This is a genomic window from Modestobacter sp. SYSU DS0657, from assembly GCF_054050925.1.
In genome coordinates, this window is the sequence record NZ_JBJHAG010000022.1 from 1 (window position 1) to 14,063 (window position 14,063).

Sequence of the window (14,063 nt, forward strand, 5' to 3'; positions counted from 1 at the left end):
TTTTTTTTTTTGTTTGTGGGTTGTGATGATATTTGTATATTTATATTATATGGAGTTCGGGGGGTTTGTGTGGGGGGGGGGGGGGGGGGCCCCCCCCCCCCCCCCCCCGCCGGCTCCGAGCACTGCCCACCCCACGCACGCGCACGACTGCGAAGACACGGAGAGAGGAACCCAGTGGCCAAGGCCAAGTTCGAGCGGAACAAGCCGCACGTCAACATCGGCACCATCGGGCACATCGACCACGGCAAGACGACGCTGACCGCGGCGATCACCAAGGTGCTGCACGACAAGTACCCGGACCTCAACGAGGCGTCCGCCTTCGACATGATCGACAAGGCGCCCGAGGAGAAGGCCCGCGGCATCACGATCTCGATCGCGCACGTCGAGTACCAGACCGAGAGCCGGCACTACGCGCACGTCGACTGCCCCGGGCACGCCGACTACATCAAGAACATGATCACCGGTGCCGCGCAGATGGACGGCGCGATCCTGGTGGTCGCGGCGACCGACGGCCCGATGCCGCAGACCAAGGAGCACGTCCTCCTGGCCCGCCAGGTCGGCGTCCCCTACATCGTCGTGGCGCTCAACAAGGCCGACATGGTCGACGACGAGGAGATCCTCGAGCTCGTCGAGCTCGAGGTCCGCGAGCTGCTCAGCGAGTACGAGTTCCCGGGCGACGACGTCCCCGTGGTCCGCGTCTCGGCGCTGAAGGCCCTCGAGGGCGACGCCGAGTGGGGCGACAAGCTCATGGAGCTGATGAACGCCGTCGACACGGCGATCCCGGAGCCCGAGCGCGACATCGACAAGCCGTTCCTCATGCCCGTCGAGGACGTCTTCACCATCACCGGCCGCGGCACCGTCGTGACCGGTCGCGTGGAGCGCGGCATCGTCAAGGTCTCCGAGGAGATCGAGATCGTGGGCATCCGCCCCGGTTCGACCAAGACCACGGTCACCGGCGTCGAGATGTTCCGCAAGCTGCTCGACCAGGGCCAGGCCGGTGACAACGTCGGTCTGCTGCTGCGCGGCATCAAGCGCGAGGACGTCGAGCGCGGCCAGGTCATCGTGAAGCCGGGTTCCATCACCCCGCACACGAACTTCGAGGGCTCGGTCTACATCCTCTCGAAGGACGAGGGCGGCCGTCACACGCCGTTCTTCAACAACTACCGGCCGCAGTTCTACTTCCGGACCACGGACGTGACCGGCGTCGTCACGCTGCCCTCGGGCACCGAGATGGTCATGCCCGGTGACAACACCGAGATGACCGTCGAGCTGATCCAGCCCATCGCGATGGAGGAGGGCCTTCGGTTCGCCATCCGTGAGGGTGGCCGCACCGTCGGCGCCGGCCGGGTCACCAAGATCATCAAGTGACACCCTGACGGGCGGCGGTCGTTCCCGGCCGCCGCCCGTCACCCGGGTCGGGAGACCCGACCCCCGGGTCAGCAGACCCACCTGAACTTTCACAACCGATCGGCAGGAGCGAAGACAACCGATGGCGGGACAGAAGATCCGCATCCGGCTGAAGGCCTACGACCACGAGGCGATCGATGCCTCGGCGCGGCGCATCGTCGAGACGGTGACGAAGACCGGAGCGCGCGTCGTCGGCCCCGTGCCGCTGCCGACGGAGAAGAACGTCTACTGCGTCATCCGCTCGCCGCACAAGTACAAGGACTCGCGCGAGCACTTCGAGATGCGCACGCACAAGCGGCTCATCGACATCCTCGACCCGACCCCGAAGACGGTCGACGCGCTGATGCGCATCGACCTGCCGGCCTCGGTCGACGTCAACATCCAGTAAGGGCTGTTTCCAGACATGGCGAGCACATTCCGTGGTCTCCTCGGCGAGAAGCTGGGGATGACCCAGGTCTTCGACGAGAACAACCGCATCGTGCCGGTGACCGTCGTCAAGGCGGGCCCGTGCGTGGTCACCCAGGTCCGCACCCCGGAGAAGGACGGCTACTCGGCCGTCCAGCTCGGGTTCGGCGCGATCGACCCCCGCAAGGTGAACAAGCCCGAGGGCGGGCACTTCGCCAAGGCGGGCGTCACGCCCCGGCGGCACGTGGTCGAGCTGCGCACCGAGGACGCCGGCGACTACACCGTGGGCCAGGAGCTGACCGCTGAGGTCCTCTCCGGCGTCGCCAAGGTCGACGTCATCGGCACCAGCAAGGGCAAGGGCACGGCCGGTGTCATGAAGCGTCACGGCTTCAAGGGCCTGGGCGCCGGTCACGGCACCCACCGCAAGCACCGCGCCCCCGGCTCGATCGGTGGGGCCTCGACGCCCGGCCGGGTTTTCAAGGGACTGAAGATGGCCGGGCGCATGGGCGCGGTCACCACCACCACCCTCTCGCTGAAGGTCCACGCCGTGGACACCGAGAAGGGCCTGGTGCTGATCAAGGGTGCCGTCCCGGGCCCGCGCGGTGGGCTGCTGCTGGTCCGCTCCGCGGTCAAGGGCGGCCCCGTGGGGAGTGACGCGAAGTGACCTCATCCACCAGCGAGCGGGTCGACCGCCAGGTCGACGTCCGCACCCCGGCGGGCAGCACCGCCGGCAGCGTGACGCTGCCGGGCGCGCTGTTCGACGCGCCGGCCAACGTGTCGCTGCTGCACCAGGTCGTCGTGGCGCAGCTCGCCGCGGCGCGCCAGGGCACGCACGCCACGAAGACCCGCGCGCAGGTCAGCGGTACCGGTGCGAAGCCGTACCGCCAGAAGGGCACCGGCCGTGCCCGCCAGGGCTCGCTGCGGTCGCCGCAGTTCTCCGGCGGTGGCATCGCGCACGGGCCGCAGCCGCGGAACTACGAGCAGAAGACGCCCAAGAAGATGAAGGCCGCCGCGCTGCGCGGTGCCCTCTCCGACCGGGCCCGCGAGGACCGCGTGCACGTGGTCTCCGCCTTCGTCGAGGGCGACGCCCCGTCGACCAAGGCCGCGCTCAAGGTGCTGGACTCGGTCACCGCCGCGAAGCGGGTCCTCGTGGTGCTCGACCGTGACGACGTCCTCAACTGGATCAGCCTGCGCAACGTGCCGCGGGTGCACCTGATCGAGGCCGGCCAGCTGAACACCTACGACGTGCTCGTCTCCGACGAGGTGGTCTTCACCGAGACCGCGCTGGCGGAGTTCATCGCCGGCCCGGCCCGGGGCGGCAGCTCCGTCGAGCTGCCCGACCTGACCACGCCGGACGTCCCGGGTGGCATCCCCTCGATCGAGGGCACCGGCACGACGGACCTCGACCTGGGCGAGGCCCCGGCCGAGGCGGCGCCGGTCAAGAAGGCGGCGGCCAAGAAGGCCACGGCCAAGAAGGCCGGCAGCGCTGCCGACGCCGCGCCGGCCAGCGCTGCCGAGGCCGCTGCGGCCCCGGCCGAGCAGGCCGAGGCCGCCAACGCCGGTACGGACGCCACGGCGCCCACCGAGGACGGCACCACCGACGCGAGCACCGAGGAGAAGGCATGAGCGTCCGCGACCCCCGGGACGTCCTGCTGTCCCCGGTCATCTCCGAGAAGAGCTACGGGCTCCTGGACGAGAACAAGTACACGTTCATCGTCCGGCCCGACGCCAACAAGACCCAGATCAAGATCGCTGTGCAGCAGGTCTTCAACGTGAAGGTCCTGTCCGTAAACACGATCAACCGTCAGGGGAAGAGGAAGCGCTCGCGCGGCGCTGTGATGGGGAAGCGCAAGGACACCAAGCGCGCCATCGTCGCCGTTGCCCCCGGCGACCGCATCGAGCTCTTCGGGGGGCCGGGCGCCTGAGGCGACAGCCTCATCCACCCGGACACCCGCCCCACAGACTGGACCAGAGGACTCTGAGGAACCATGGCCATCCGTAAGTACAAGCCGACGACGCCGGGCCGCCGCGGCTCGTCCGTCGCCGACTTCGCCGAGGTCACCCGCGACCACCCCGAGAAGTCGCTGGTCCGGCCGCTGCACGGTCGCGGCGGGCGCAACGTCCACGGCCGCGTCACCGCCCGGCACCAGGGCGGTGGGCACAAGCGCGCCTACCGGCTGATCGACTTCCGCCGGGCGGACAAGGACGGCGTGCCGGCCAAGGTCGCGCACATCGAGTACGACCCCAACCGCACGTCGCGCATCGCGCTGCTGCACTTCGCCGACGGGGAGAAGCGCTACATCATCGCCCCGGCCCGGCTGAAGCAGGGCGACACGGTGGAGTGCGGGCCCGCCGCCGACATCAAGCCCGGCAACAACCTGCCGCTGCGCAACATCCCGGTCGGCACCGTCGTGCATGCGATCGAGCTGCGGCCCGGTGGCGGCGCGAAGATCGCCCGGTCGGCCGGCACGAGCGTCCAGCTGGTCGCCCGTGAGGGCCGCTTCGCACAGCTGCGCATGCCGTCCGGTGAGATCCGCAACGTCGACGTGCGCTGCCGCGCCACCGTCGGCGAGGTGGGCAACGCCGAGCAGTCGAACATCAACTGGGGCAAGGCCGGCCGCATGCGGTGGAAGGGCAAGCGCCCGACCGTCCGCGGTGTCGCCATGAACCCGGTGGACCACCCGCACGGTGGTGGTGAGGGCAAGACCTCCGGTGGCCGGCACCCGGTCAACCCGAAGGGCAAGCCGGAGGGCCGGACGCGCAAGCGGAAGGCCAGTGACGCCCTGATCGTGCGCCGCCGGCGCACCAACAAGAAGCGCTGAGCGGGTAGAGGAGTCCGACAGACATGCCACGCAGCCTGAAGAAGGGCCCGTTCGTCGACGACCACCTGCTCGCCAAGGTGGACGCTCAGAACGACAAGGGCACCAAGAACGTCATCCGCACCTGGTCGCGGCGTTCGACGATCATCCCCGACATGCTCGGGCACACGATCGCCGTGCACGACGGCCGCAAGCACGTCCCGGTGTTCGTCACCGAGGCGATGGTCGGGCACAAGCTCGGCGAGTTCGCGCCCACCCGCACCTTCCGTGGGCACGTCAAGGACGACCGCCGGTCGCGGCGCGGCTGAGCGCCGGACCAGGTAGAGAAGAGACGCATCAGATGACTTCCCAGTTGGGACAGGAGACGCCGGTCGCCCGGGCCACCGCCCGGTTCGTCCACGTCACCCCCATGAAGGCCCGTCGGGTGGTGGACCTGATCCGCTACCTGCCGACCGACGAGGCGCTCGCACTCCTGCGGTTCGCCCCGCAGAGCGCCAGCGAGCCGGTGGCCAAGGTCGTCGCCAGCGCGGTCGCCAACGCCGAGCACAACCTGCGGCTGGACCCGGCCGCGCTCGTGGTGAGCGCCGCGTTCGTCGACGAGGGCCCGACCCTGAAGCGGATCCGTCCGCGCGCCCAGGGCCGCGCCTTCCGGATCAACAAGCGCACCAGCCACATCACCGTCGAGGTGAGCGAGGTGACCAGCAGCGCGGACCTCGCGCAGCGGTCGCGCAAGGCACGTCGGGACACCGGTCAGGCCGGCCCGGCCACCCAGCAGTCGAAGAACAACACGAGGGGAGGGACCCGCTAGTGGGTCAGAAGGTCAACCCGCACGGGTTCCGGCTCGGCATCACCACCGACTACAAGTCCCGGTGGTACGCCGACAAGCTGTACAAGGACTACGTCAAGGAAGACGTGGCCATCCGCAAGCTCATGGGCAAGGGCATGGAGCGCGCCGGGATCTCGAAGGTGGAGATCGAGCGCACCCGTGACCGGGTCCGGGTCGACATCCACACCGCCCGTCCGGGCATCGTCATCGGCCGCCGCGGCGCCGAGGCCGACCGGATCCGTGGCGAGCTGGAGAAGCTCACGGGCAAGCAGGTGCAGCTGAACATCCTCGAGGTGAAGAACCCGGAGTCCGACGCGCAGCTGGTCGCCCAGGGCGTCGCCGAGCAGCTCTCCAGCCGGGTCAGCTTCCGCCGTGCCATGCGCAAGGCGATGCAGTCCGCGCAGCGGAGCCCGCAGGTCAAGGGCATCCGGGTGCAGTGCTCGGGTCGTCTGGGCGGCACCGAGATGAGCCGGTCGGAGTTCTACCGCGAGGGTCGGGTGCCGCTGCACACGCTCCGCGCGAACATCGACTACGGCATCTACGAGGCCCGCACGACCTTCGGTCGCATCGGCGTGAAGGTGTGGATCTACAAGGGTGACGCGAGCGGCTCGCGCGCCGAGCGGGAGGCCCTCGAGGCCCTTGCGCAGCGGCAGGCCCGGCGTGAGCGCCCCCAGCGTCCGCGTCGTTCGGGCTCCAGCGGCACCACCGCTGGTGGCACCGAGGCCGGTCGCGCCGCCGCAGAGGGCGGCCCGGGCACGGCTCAGGACGCCGTCGCCGTCAGCTCGGGTGACGTCCCGGGCGAGCAGACCATCGCCCAGGCCGCCGGGGCCGAGGGCACCGCGGCAGCCACCTCCGCCGCTGACACGGCGGCCGGTACCGAGAACAACACGACTCCGGAGCAGGGGGCCTGATCATGCTGATCCCGCGTCGGGTCAAGCACCGCAAGCAGCACCACCCGGACCGTTCCGGGCGGGCCAAGGGCGGCACGGCGATCAACTTCGGTGAGTACGCCATCCAGGCGCTCGAGCCGGCGTACGTCACCAACCGGCAGATCGAGTCCGCTCGTATCGCCATGACCCGCCACATCAAGCGTGGCGGCAAGGTCTGGATCTCGATCTACCCCGACCGCCCCCTCACCAAGAAGCCGGCCGAGACCCGCATGGGTTCCGGCAAGGGCTCGCCGGAGTGGTGGGTGGCCAACGTGAAGCCCGGTCGCATCATGTTCGAGCTCTCGGGTGTCGCCGAGCCCGTGGCCCGCGAGGCCATGCGCCGCGCGATCCACAAGCTCCCCATGAAGTGCCGCTTCATCACCCGTGAAGGAGAGGTGTGATGGCCGCCGGACTGACTGCGCCCGAGCTGCGCGAGCTGTCCGCCGACGAGCTGGCCACCCGGCTGCGCGAGTCGCGCGAAGAGCTGTTCAACCTGCGGTTCCAGGTGGCCACCGGCCAGCTGGACAACAACCGGCGACTGCAGACCGTCCGCCGCGACATCGCCCGGATCTACACGATCATGCGCGAGCGCGAGCTGGGCCTCTCGGTCGCCCCGAACGAGGGTGTGGCATGAGCGAGGCCAGTACCACCAACACCGAGGCCCAGACCTCGACCGGCCCCGGCCTGGCCGGGCGCGGGTACCGCAAGGTCCGCGAGGGCCTCGTCGTCAGCGACAAGATGGACAAGACCATCGTCGTCGAGGTCGAGGACCGGGTGAAGCACGGGCTGTACGGCAAGGTGCTCCGCCGGACCAGCAAGCTGAAGGCCCACGACGAGCAGAACACCGCCGGCATCGGCGACCGGGTGCAGATCATGGAGACGCGCCCCACCTCGGCCACCAAGCGCTGGCGCCTGGTGACCATCGTCGAGAAGGCCAAGTGACGCATCCGGCTGCAACGGCCGGGTGAACAACAGGTACTCTGGACGACTGGCGCCCCTGACGGGTGCGCCGCATCCCGGTATCCCGTGACGGACGGCCGGTGGCTCACGCCACCGGCTGTCCGCGCGTGGGAACCGGACAGCCGGTTCACCGATCCGGCCCGGCTGTCACCACTAGTTCGAGGAGCAGGAAGTGATCCAGCAGGAGTCGCGGCTGCGAGTCGCCGACAACACCGGTGCCAAGGAGATCTTGTGCATCCGTGTGCTCGGTGGGTCCGGGCGACGCTACGCGGGCATCGGCGACATCATCGTCGCCACCGTGAAGGACGCCCTCCCGGGCGCCGGCGTGAAGAAGGGCGACGTGGTCAAGGCCGTCATCGTCCGCACGGTCAAGGAGCGGCGCCGTCCCGACGGCTCGTACATCCGCTTCGACGAGAACGCCGCGGTGATCATCCGCGACAGCGGCGACCCGCGCGGTACGCGCATCTTCGGTCCCGTCGGCCGCGAGCTGCGGGACAAGCGCTTCATGCGGATCATCTCGCTCGCTCCGGAGGTGTTGTGATCATGGCTCAGCACATCAGCGGGAAGACCCCGTCGATGAAGGTCAAGAAGGGCGACCAGGTCGTCGTCCTGTCCGGCAAGGACAGGGGCGCCAAGGGCCGCGTCATCGCAGCCTTCCCCAAGACCCAGAAGGTGCTCGTCGAGGGCATCGGCCGGGTGAAGAAGCACACCCGGATCAGCTCCACCCAGCGTGGGGCGCAGTCGGGCGGGATCGTCACGCAGGAGGCGGCCATCCACGTCAGCAACGTGATGGTCATCGACAGCGAGGACAAGCCGACCCGGGTCGGTTACCGCAAGGACGAGGAAGGCCGCAGCATCCGGGTCTCGCGGCGCACCGGTAAGGACCTCTGATCCCCATGAGCGCACCCACCCGTGAGCTGCCCCGCCTGCTCGCCCGCTACCGCGCGGACATCGCGCCGGCGCTGCAGAACGAGTTCGGCTACGCCAACGTCATGCAGATCCCCGGTCTGGTGAAGATCGTGGTCAACATGGGCGTCGGCGAGGCCACCCGTGACGCCAAGCTGATGGACGGCGCGGTCCGTGACCTCACCGCCATCACCGGCCAGAAGCCGGCGGTCGTCCGGGCCCGCAAGTCGATCGCCCAGTTCAAGCTCCGCGAGGGCATGCCGATCGGCGCGAAGGTCACCCTCCGCGGCGACCGCATGTGGGAGTTCCTGGACCGGCTGCTGTCGCTGGCCCTGCCCCGCATCCGTGACTTCCGTGGGCTCAACCCCAAGCAGTTCGACGGCCACGGCAACTACACGTTCGGCCTGACCGAGCAGTCGATGTTCCGCGAGATCGACGTCGACAAGATCGACCGTCCCCGCGGCATGGACATCACCCTGGTGACCACCGCGACCACCGACGAGGAGGGCCGCGAGCTGCTCACGCTGCTCGGCTTCCCCTTCGCCGGCCAGACCGTCGTGAACGCGACCCGCTGAGCGGGCGAGGAGAAGCGATATGGCCAAGAAGGCTCTGATCAACAAGGCGGCCCGCAAGCCGAAGTTCGCGGTCCGCGGTTACACCCGCTGCCAGCGGTGCGGTCGCCCGCACGCGGTCTTCCGCAAGTTCGGCCTCTGCCGCATCTGCCTGCGGGAGATGGCGCACGCCGGCGAGCTGCCGGGCGTGAGCAAGTCCAGCTGGTGACTGACCCCGCCGCCCCCCACGCCTCGCAAGCTCGGCGCGGGACCCTGCGGCGGGGCCGTCCCAGCGGCAGCACTCTGCAGGACCCCACCTAGAAGAGCACCACCGATCGCCGAGAGGCCCGGGGCCAAGTCGCACGGACCCAGCCCCAGAGGAACCGCGGCGAGAGAGGCACCACCCGACATGACGATGACCGACCCGATCGCGGACATGCTCACGCGGCTGCGGAACGCCAACCAGGCGTACCACGACACCGCCGCCATGCCGTCGTCGAAGCTGAAGACGCACGTCGCCGAGATCCTCCAGCAGGAGGGCTACATCGGCGGCTGGACCGTCAACGACGTTGAGAAGGACGGCCACATCCGCAAGGAGCTCGTGGTCACCCTCAAGTACGGCCCGAACCGCGAGCGGAGCATCGCCGGCGTCCGGCGGGTGTCGAAGCCGGGTCTGCGGGTCTACGCGAAGTCGACGTCGCTGCCCAAGGTGCTCGGCGGCCTGGGGGTCGCGATCATCTCGACCTCCACCGGGCTGCTCACCGACAAGCAGGCGAACAAGAAGGGCGTGGGTGGGGAAGTCCTCGCCTACGTCTGGTAAGAGGAGCGAGCAGACATGTCACGGATCGGACGACTCCCGGTTCCGGTGCCCTCTGGTGTGGAGGTCGCCCTCGACGGGCAGACCGTCAACGTCTCGGGCCCGAAGGGGAAGCTGAGCCACACGGTCGCAGCTCCCATCACCGTCGAGCGCGGTGAGGACGGCACGTTGCTGGTGCAGCGTCCCAACGACGAGCGTGAGAGCCGGGCGCTGCACGGCCTCTCCCGCACCCTCATCGCCAACATGATCACCGGCGTCACCCAGGGCTACGACAAGACCCTGGAGATCGTCGGCGTGGGTTACCGCGTGCAGGCCCGTGGTGCGGACCTCGAGTTCGCCCTGGGCTTCAGCCACCCGGTCCCGGTGAAGGCGCCCGAGGGCATCACCTTCACCGTCGAGGCCCCCACCCGAATCCGGGTGAGCGGCATCGACAAGCAGCAGGTGGGCCAGGTCGCGGCCAACATCCGGAAGCTCCGCAAGCCCGACCCGTACAAGGGCAAGGGCGTGCGCTACCAGGGTGAGGTCGTTAAGCGCAAGGTCGGGAAGACGGGCAAGTGATGGCACAGGCACAGAGCGACAAGGGTGCCCGGGTGCACAAGCCCGTGGGCACCGACATCAGCACCGCCCGCCGCGTCTCGCGGCTGCGCCGCCACAACCGGCTGCGCAAGCGGGTCTCCGGCACGCCGGAGCGTCCGCGCATGGTGGTCAACCGCAGCAGCCGGCACATGCACGTCCAGGTGGTCGACGACACCGTCGGCCGTACCCTGGTCAGTGCATCGACGCTGGACGCCAGCCTGAAGGGCGCCGAGGGCGACAAGTCGACGCTCGCCAAGCAGGTCGGTGCGCTGGTGGCCGAGCGGGCCAAGGCGGCCGGCATCACCGCGGTCGTCTTCGACCGTGGTGGCAACCGGTACGCCGGCCGCATCGCGGCGCTGGCGGACGGCGCCCGCGAGGGCGGGCTGGACTTCTGATGAGCACGGCAACTGAGATCGAGAGGGACGTCTGATGCCAGGACCACAGCGACGCGGCGGCGGCGCCGGCGGCGGTAACGACCGCCGCGACCGCCGTGACGGCGGGCGGGGGCCCGGAGGCGCGCCCGCCGAGAAGAGCCAGTTCATCGAGCGCGTGGTCGCGATCAACCGCGTGTCGAAGGTCGTCAAGGGCGGTCGGCGCTTCAGTTTCACCGCGCTGGTGATCGTCGGCGACGGCGACGGCACCGTGGGCGTCGGCTACGGCAAGGCCAAGGAGGTGCCCGCGGCCATCGCCAAGGGCGTCGAGGAGGCCAAGAAGCACTTCTACCGCGTGCCGCGCATCGCCAGCACCATCCCGCACCCGGTGCAGGGTGAGGCGGCAGCCGGTGTCGTGCTGCTCAAGCCGGCCAGCCCGGGTACCGGTGTCATCGCCGGTGGTCCGGTGCGCGCCGTGCTCGAGTGCGCCGGAATCCACGACGTGCTCTCCAAGAGCCTCGGGTCCTCCAACCCGATCAACATCGTCCACGCCACCATGCAGGCGCTGAAGGACCTCGTCCGTCCCGAGGAGATCGCGGCCCGCCGCGGTCTGCCCCTGGAGGACGTCGCCCCGGCCGCCATGCTGCGGGCGCGGGCCGGTCAGGGGGTCTGAGATGGCTCAGCTGAAGGTCACCCAGATCAAGTCGGCCATCGGCACCAAGCCGAACCAGCGTCAGACGCTGCGTTCGCTGGGGCTCAAGCGGATCAACGACTCGGTCGTCCAGGAGGACCGTCCCGAGATCCGCGGGATGGTCGCGACGGTGCCGCACCTGGTCACCGTCGAAGAGATCGTCTGAGCAGGGGAACACCATGACTCTCAAGGTCCACCACCTGCGGCCGGCTCCCGGCGCTCACACCAAGAAGACCCGCGTGGGTCGTGGTGAGGGCTCCAAGGGTAAGACCGCCGGTCGCGGCACCAAGGGCTCCGGCGCCCGCGTGCAGGTGTCTGCCCGCTTCGAGGGCGGTCAGACCCCGCTGCACATGCGGCTGCCGAAGCTCTCGGGCTTCAAGAACAACAACAAGGTCGTCTTCCAGGTCGTGAACCTGGACCGGATCGCCTCGCTCTTCCCCGAGGGCGGCTCGGTCAACCCGGACTCGCTGGCGGACGCCGGCGCGGTGCGGCGCGGCCAGCCGGTCAAGGTGCTGGGCACCGGCGAGCTCGGCGGCGTCCAGGTCCACGTGCACGCGCACGCCTTCTCGGCTTCGGCCGCGGAGAAGATCGGCGCGGCCGGGGGCAGCACCACCCAGATCTGAGCGAGGACCCCCCTGCCGTCCCGCCTCGAACGCGCTCGAGGCGGGACCTAGCAGGGGGGCCTTTCTCTGTCCGCGGCCGGGCCCGCCGACGCCCCGGTCCGTCCCCTCGGGACGGCCGGGGTCGGTTCGCCCGACCTCCGTTGATAACCTCGCACGACCGACTCGGGGAGGGCACGTGCTGCAGGCGTTCGCCGCGGCGTTCCGGACGCCAGACCTCCGGCGCAAGCTGCTGTTCTCCCTGGCGGTCATCGCCGTCTACCGGCTGGGCGCCAGCATCCCCGGCCCAGGCGTGTCCATCGAGGCGATCAACAGCTGCCTCGAGCAGGCGCAGGCCTCCGACCAGCGGGACGTCTACTCGCTGGTCAACCTGTTCTCCGGCGGTGCGCTGCTGCGCCTCTCGGTCTTCGCGCTCGGCATCATGCCGTACATCACCGCGAGCATCATCGTCCAGCTGCTGGTCGTGGTCATCCCACGATTCGAGCAGCTGAAGAAGGAAGGGCAGTCCGGTCAGGCGAAGCTGACCCAGTACACCCGTTACCTGACGATCGCCCTCGCGGTCCTGCAGAGCACCGGCATCATCGCCCTCGCCCGCAGCGGTCAGCTCTTCCCCGGCTGCGCGCAGGACATCATCCCGTCGGACTCGGTCTGGACCACGATCATCCTGGTCGTCACCCTCACCGCCGGCACCGCCGTCATCATGTGGCTGGGTGAGCTGCTGACCGAGAAGGGGATCGGCAACGGCATGTCCGTGCTGATCTTCACCTCGATCGCCGCCCGAATCCCCGCCGAGGGCGGGTCGATCCTGCAGGCGCGCGGTGCGTTCATCTTCGCGATCGTCTGCCTGATCGCGGTCGTCATCATCGGCACCGTCGTCTACGTCGAGCAGGCGCAGCGGCGCATCCCGGTGCAGTACGCCAAGCGCATGGTCGGCCGACGCATGTACGGCGGCACCTCCACCTACCTGCCGCTGAAGGTGAACCAGGCGGGTGTCATCCCGGTCATCTTCGCCTCGTCGCTGCTCTACCTGCCGCAGCTGATCGCCCAGCTCCAGGGGGACACCGCCGGCCCGGTCCGGCGGTTCTTCGAGTCCTACGTGATCAACCAGAGCAGCCCGGTGCACATCGCGATCTACTTCGCGATGATCATCTTCTTCACGTACTTCTACGTGTCGATCACGTTCAACCCCGAGGAGCGGGCGGAGGACATGAAGCGCTACGGCGGCTTCATCCCGGGCATCCGGCCGGGGCGTCCCACCGCGGAGTACCTGCAGTACGTGCTGTCCCGGATCACCCTGCCCGGGTCGATCTACCTGGGGCTGGTCGCGGTGCTGCCCAACCTCTTCCTCTCCATCACGCAGGAGGGGCAGAACCAGAACTTCCCGTTCGGCGGGACCGCGGTGCTGATCATGGTGGGAGTGGGCTTGGAGACGGTGAAGCAGATCGAGACGCAACTCAACCAGCGCAGCTACGAAGGGTTCCTGAAGTAGTGCGCGTCGTGCTGCTGGGCCCGCCTGGAGCCGGCAAGGGGACCCAGGCCCAGATCATCGCCGGCCGGCTGTCGGTGCCCGCGATCTCCACGGGCGACATCTTCCGGGCCAACGTGAGCGGCCAGACGGAGCTCGGACGGGCCGCCAAGGTCTACATGGACGCCGGCGACCTCGTGCCCGACGAGATCACGGTGGCGATGGTCTCCGACCGGCTCGCCGAGCCCGACGCCAAGGCCGGCTTCCTGCTCGACGGCTTCCCGCGCACCATCGCCCAGGCCGAGCAGCTGCGTGATTCCCTCGCCGAGATGGGGCACCGGCTCGACCGCGTACTGGAGCTCGTCGTCGACCAGGACGAGCTGGTCCGGCGTCTCTCCGGCCGGCGCATGCTCGTGGACGGCGAGTGGGTCCAGCGCGACGACGACAAGCCCGAGACCGTGCGGCACCGCCTCGAGGTCTACCGGGAACAGACGGCGCCGCTGTCCGGTTTCTACGCCGAGGCCGGGCTGCTCAGCCAGATCGACGCGATCGGGGAGATCGACGAGGTCACCCGGCGGGCGCTGACAGCCCTCGGCGCCGAGGACGCGCTGGCGGACGAGCCGGCCGACGGCTCGACCGAGGACTGAGGCCGGGACGTCCCCGGTGCACGGCGACCGCAGTGCCGCGCTCCTCGCCCGACTGCCCCTGTTGGCCAAGTGG

Annotated in this window: 24 protein-coding genes; all 24 read left to right on the forward strand. The window is 69.4% G+C overall.

Annotated features, from left to right (window positions below; translation table 11 throughout):
* Nucleotides 1–174: 174 nt before the first annotated feature.
* Nucleotides 175–1,368 (forward strand): elongation factor Tu, encoded by a 1,194-nt coding sequence (gene tuf / locus ACI79A_RS14125; RefSeq protein WP_457084180.1) that lies wholly within the window; start codon nt 175–177, stop codon nt 1,366–1,368.
* Nucleotides 1,369–1,489: 121 nt separating this feature from the next.
* Nucleotides 1,490–1,795, forward strand: coding sequence for a 30S ribosomal protein S10 (gene rpsJ, locus ACI79A_RS14130; protein ID WP_012950483.1), 306 nt, complete (start codon nt 1,490–1,492; stop codon nt 1,793–1,795).
* Between the two features lie 15 nt (nt 1,796–1,810).
* Entirely contained in the window at nt 1,811–2,476 is a 666-nt protein-coding gene (gene rplC / locus ACI79A_RS14135) for a 50S ribosomal protein L3 (protein ID WP_457084183.1), read from the forward strand.
* Complete coding sequence (rplD, locus tag ACI79A_RS14140) at nt 2,473–3,438, forward strand: 50S ribosomal protein L4 (RefSeq protein ID WP_457084185.1); 966 nt, start codon at nt 2,473–2,475, stop codon at nt 3,436–3,438. The genes rplC and rplD overlap by 4 nt, the downstream gene beginning before the upstream one ends.
* Nucleotides 3,435–3,737, forward strand: coding sequence for a 50S ribosomal protein L23 (gene rplW / locus ACI79A_RS14145; RefSeq protein WP_457084187.1), 303 nt, complete (start codon nt 3,435–3,437; stop codon nt 3,735–3,737). Before rplD ends, rplW begins: the two co-directional genes overlap by 4 nt.
* Nucleotides 3,738–3,800: 63 nt before the next feature.
* Entirely contained in the window at nt 3,801–4,634 is an 834-nt protein-coding gene (gene rplB, locus ACI79A_RS14150; protein WP_457076402.1) for a 50S ribosomal protein L2, read from the forward strand.
* 23 nt (nt 4,635–4,657) lie between these two features.
* Nucleotides 4,658–4,939: a 30S ribosomal protein S19 gene (gene rpsS, locus ACI79A_RS14155; protein ID WP_153359827.1), complete on the forward strand. Its 282-nt coding sequence runs from the start codon at nt 4,658–4,660 to the stop codon at nt 4,937–4,939.
* A gap of 32 nt (nt 4,940–4,971) precedes the next feature.
* Nucleotides 4,972–5,439: a 50S ribosomal protein L22 gene (gene rplV / locus ACI79A_RS14160; RefSeq protein WP_457084189.1), complete on the forward strand. Its 468-nt coding sequence runs from the start codon at nt 4,972–4,974 to the stop codon at nt 5,437–5,439.
* Nucleotides 5,439–6,368 (forward strand): 30S ribosomal protein S3, encoded by a 930-nt coding sequence (gene rpsC / locus ACI79A_RS14165; RefSeq protein WP_457084191.1) that lies wholly within the window; start codon nt 5,439–5,441, stop codon nt 6,366–6,368. The genes rplV and rpsC overlap by 1 nt, the downstream gene beginning before the upstream one ends.
* Nucleotides 6,369–6,370: 2 nt before the next feature.
* Nucleotides 6,371–6,787, forward strand: coding sequence for a 50S ribosomal protein L16 (gene rplP / locus ACI79A_RS14170; RefSeq protein WP_222194238.1), 417 nt, complete (start codon nt 6,371–6,373; stop codon nt 6,785–6,787).
* Complete coding sequence (gene rpmC, locus ACI79A_RS14175; protein WP_014742850.1) at nt 6,787–7,020, forward strand: 50S ribosomal protein L29; 234 nt, start codon at nt 6,787–6,789, stop codon at nt 7,018–7,020. The genes rplP and rpmC overlap by 1 nt, the downstream gene beginning before the upstream one ends.
* Nucleotides 7,017–7,328 carry a 30S ribosomal protein S17 gene (gene rpsQ, locus ACI79A_RS14180; protein WP_457084193.1) on the forward strand — a complete coding sequence of 104 codons (312 nt, stop codon included), beginning with the start codon at nt 7,017–7,019 and terminating at the stop codon, nt 7,326–7,328. Before rpmC ends, rpsQ begins: the two co-directional genes overlap by 4 nt.
* A 190-nt stretch (nt 7,329–7,518) precedes the next feature.
* Nucleotides 7,519–7,887: a 50S ribosomal protein L14 gene (gene rplN / locus ACI79A_RS14185; RefSeq protein WP_091770139.1), complete on the forward strand. Its 369-nt coding sequence runs from the start codon at nt 7,519–7,521 to the stop codon at nt 7,885–7,887.
* 2 nt (nt 7,888–7,889) lie between these two features.
* Nucleotides 7,890–8,237: a 50S ribosomal protein L24 gene (gene rplX / locus ACI79A_RS14190; RefSeq protein ID WP_457084195.1), complete on the forward strand. Its 348-nt coding sequence runs from the start codon at nt 7,890–7,892 to the stop codon at nt 8,235–8,237.
* A gap of 5 nt (nt 8,238–8,242) precedes the next feature.
* Nucleotides 8,243–8,827, forward strand: coding sequence for a 50S ribosomal protein L5 (gene rplE / locus ACI79A_RS14195; RefSeq protein WP_457084197.1), 585 nt, complete (start codon nt 8,243–8,245; stop codon nt 8,825–8,827).
* Between the two features lie 19 nt (nt 8,828–8,846).
* On the forward strand, nt 8,847–9,032 hold the full coding sequence (locus ACI79A_RS14200) for a type Z 30S ribosomal protein S14 (RefSeq protein WP_113838243.1): 186 nt from the start codon (nt 8,847–8,849) through the stop codon (nt 9,030–9,032).
* Between the two features lie 180 nt (nt 9,033–9,212).
* Nucleotides 9,213–9,623, forward strand: coding sequence for a 30S ribosomal protein S8 (gene rpsH / locus ACI79A_RS14205; protein WP_457084199.1), 411 nt, complete (start codon nt 9,213–9,215; stop codon nt 9,621–9,623).
* A 15-nt stretch (nt 9,624–9,638) separates the two neighbouring features.
* On the forward strand, nt 9,639–10,178 hold the full coding sequence (gene rplF, locus ACI79A_RS14210) for a 50S ribosomal protein L6 (protein ID WP_457076394.1): 540 nt from the start codon (nt 9,639–9,641) through the stop codon (nt 10,176–10,178).
* Nucleotides 10,178–10,591, forward strand: a complete 414-nt coding sequence (rplR, locus tag ACI79A_RS14215; protein WP_457084201.1) for a 50S ribosomal protein L18 — start codon at nt 10,178–10,180, stop codon at nt 10,589–10,591. The genes rplF and rplR overlap by 1 nt, the downstream gene beginning before the upstream one ends.
* Before the next feature lie 34 nt (nt 10,592–10,625).
* Nucleotides 10,626–11,240 carry a 30S ribosomal protein S5 gene (gene rpsE / locus ACI79A_RS14220; RefSeq protein WP_153359847.1) on the forward strand — a complete coding sequence of 205 codons (615 nt, stop codon included), beginning with the start codon at nt 10,626–10,628 and terminating at the stop codon, nt 11,238–11,240.
* A 1-nt stretch (nt 11,241) separates the two neighbouring features.
* On the forward strand, nt 11,242–11,424 hold the full coding sequence (gene rpmD, locus ACI79A_RS14225) for an uL30 family ribosomal protein (RefSeq protein WP_457063857.1): 183 nt from the start codon (nt 11,242–11,244) through the stop codon (nt 11,422–11,424).
* A gap of 13 nt (nt 11,425–11,437) precedes the next feature.
* On the forward strand, nt 11,438–11,881 hold the full coding sequence (rplO, locus tag ACI79A_RS14230; RefSeq protein WP_457084203.1) for a 50S ribosomal protein L15: 444 nt from the start codon (nt 11,438–11,440) through the stop codon (nt 11,879–11,881).
* A gap of 175 nt (nt 11,882–12,056) precedes the next feature.
* Nucleotides 12,057–13,367, forward strand: coding sequence for a preprotein translocase subunit SecY (gene secY / locus ACI79A_RS14235; RefSeq protein WP_457084205.1), 1,311 nt, complete (start codon nt 12,057–12,059; stop codon nt 13,365–13,367).
* Nucleotides 13,367–13,990: an adenylate kinase gene (locus ACI79A_RS14240; protein WP_457084207.1), complete on the forward strand. Its 624-nt coding sequence runs from the start codon at nt 13,367–13,369 to the stop codon at nt 13,988–13,990. The genes secY and ACI79A_RS14240 overlap by 1 nt, the downstream gene beginning before the upstream one ends.
* The last annotated feature ends 73 nt before the right edge of the window (nt 13,991–14,063 follow it).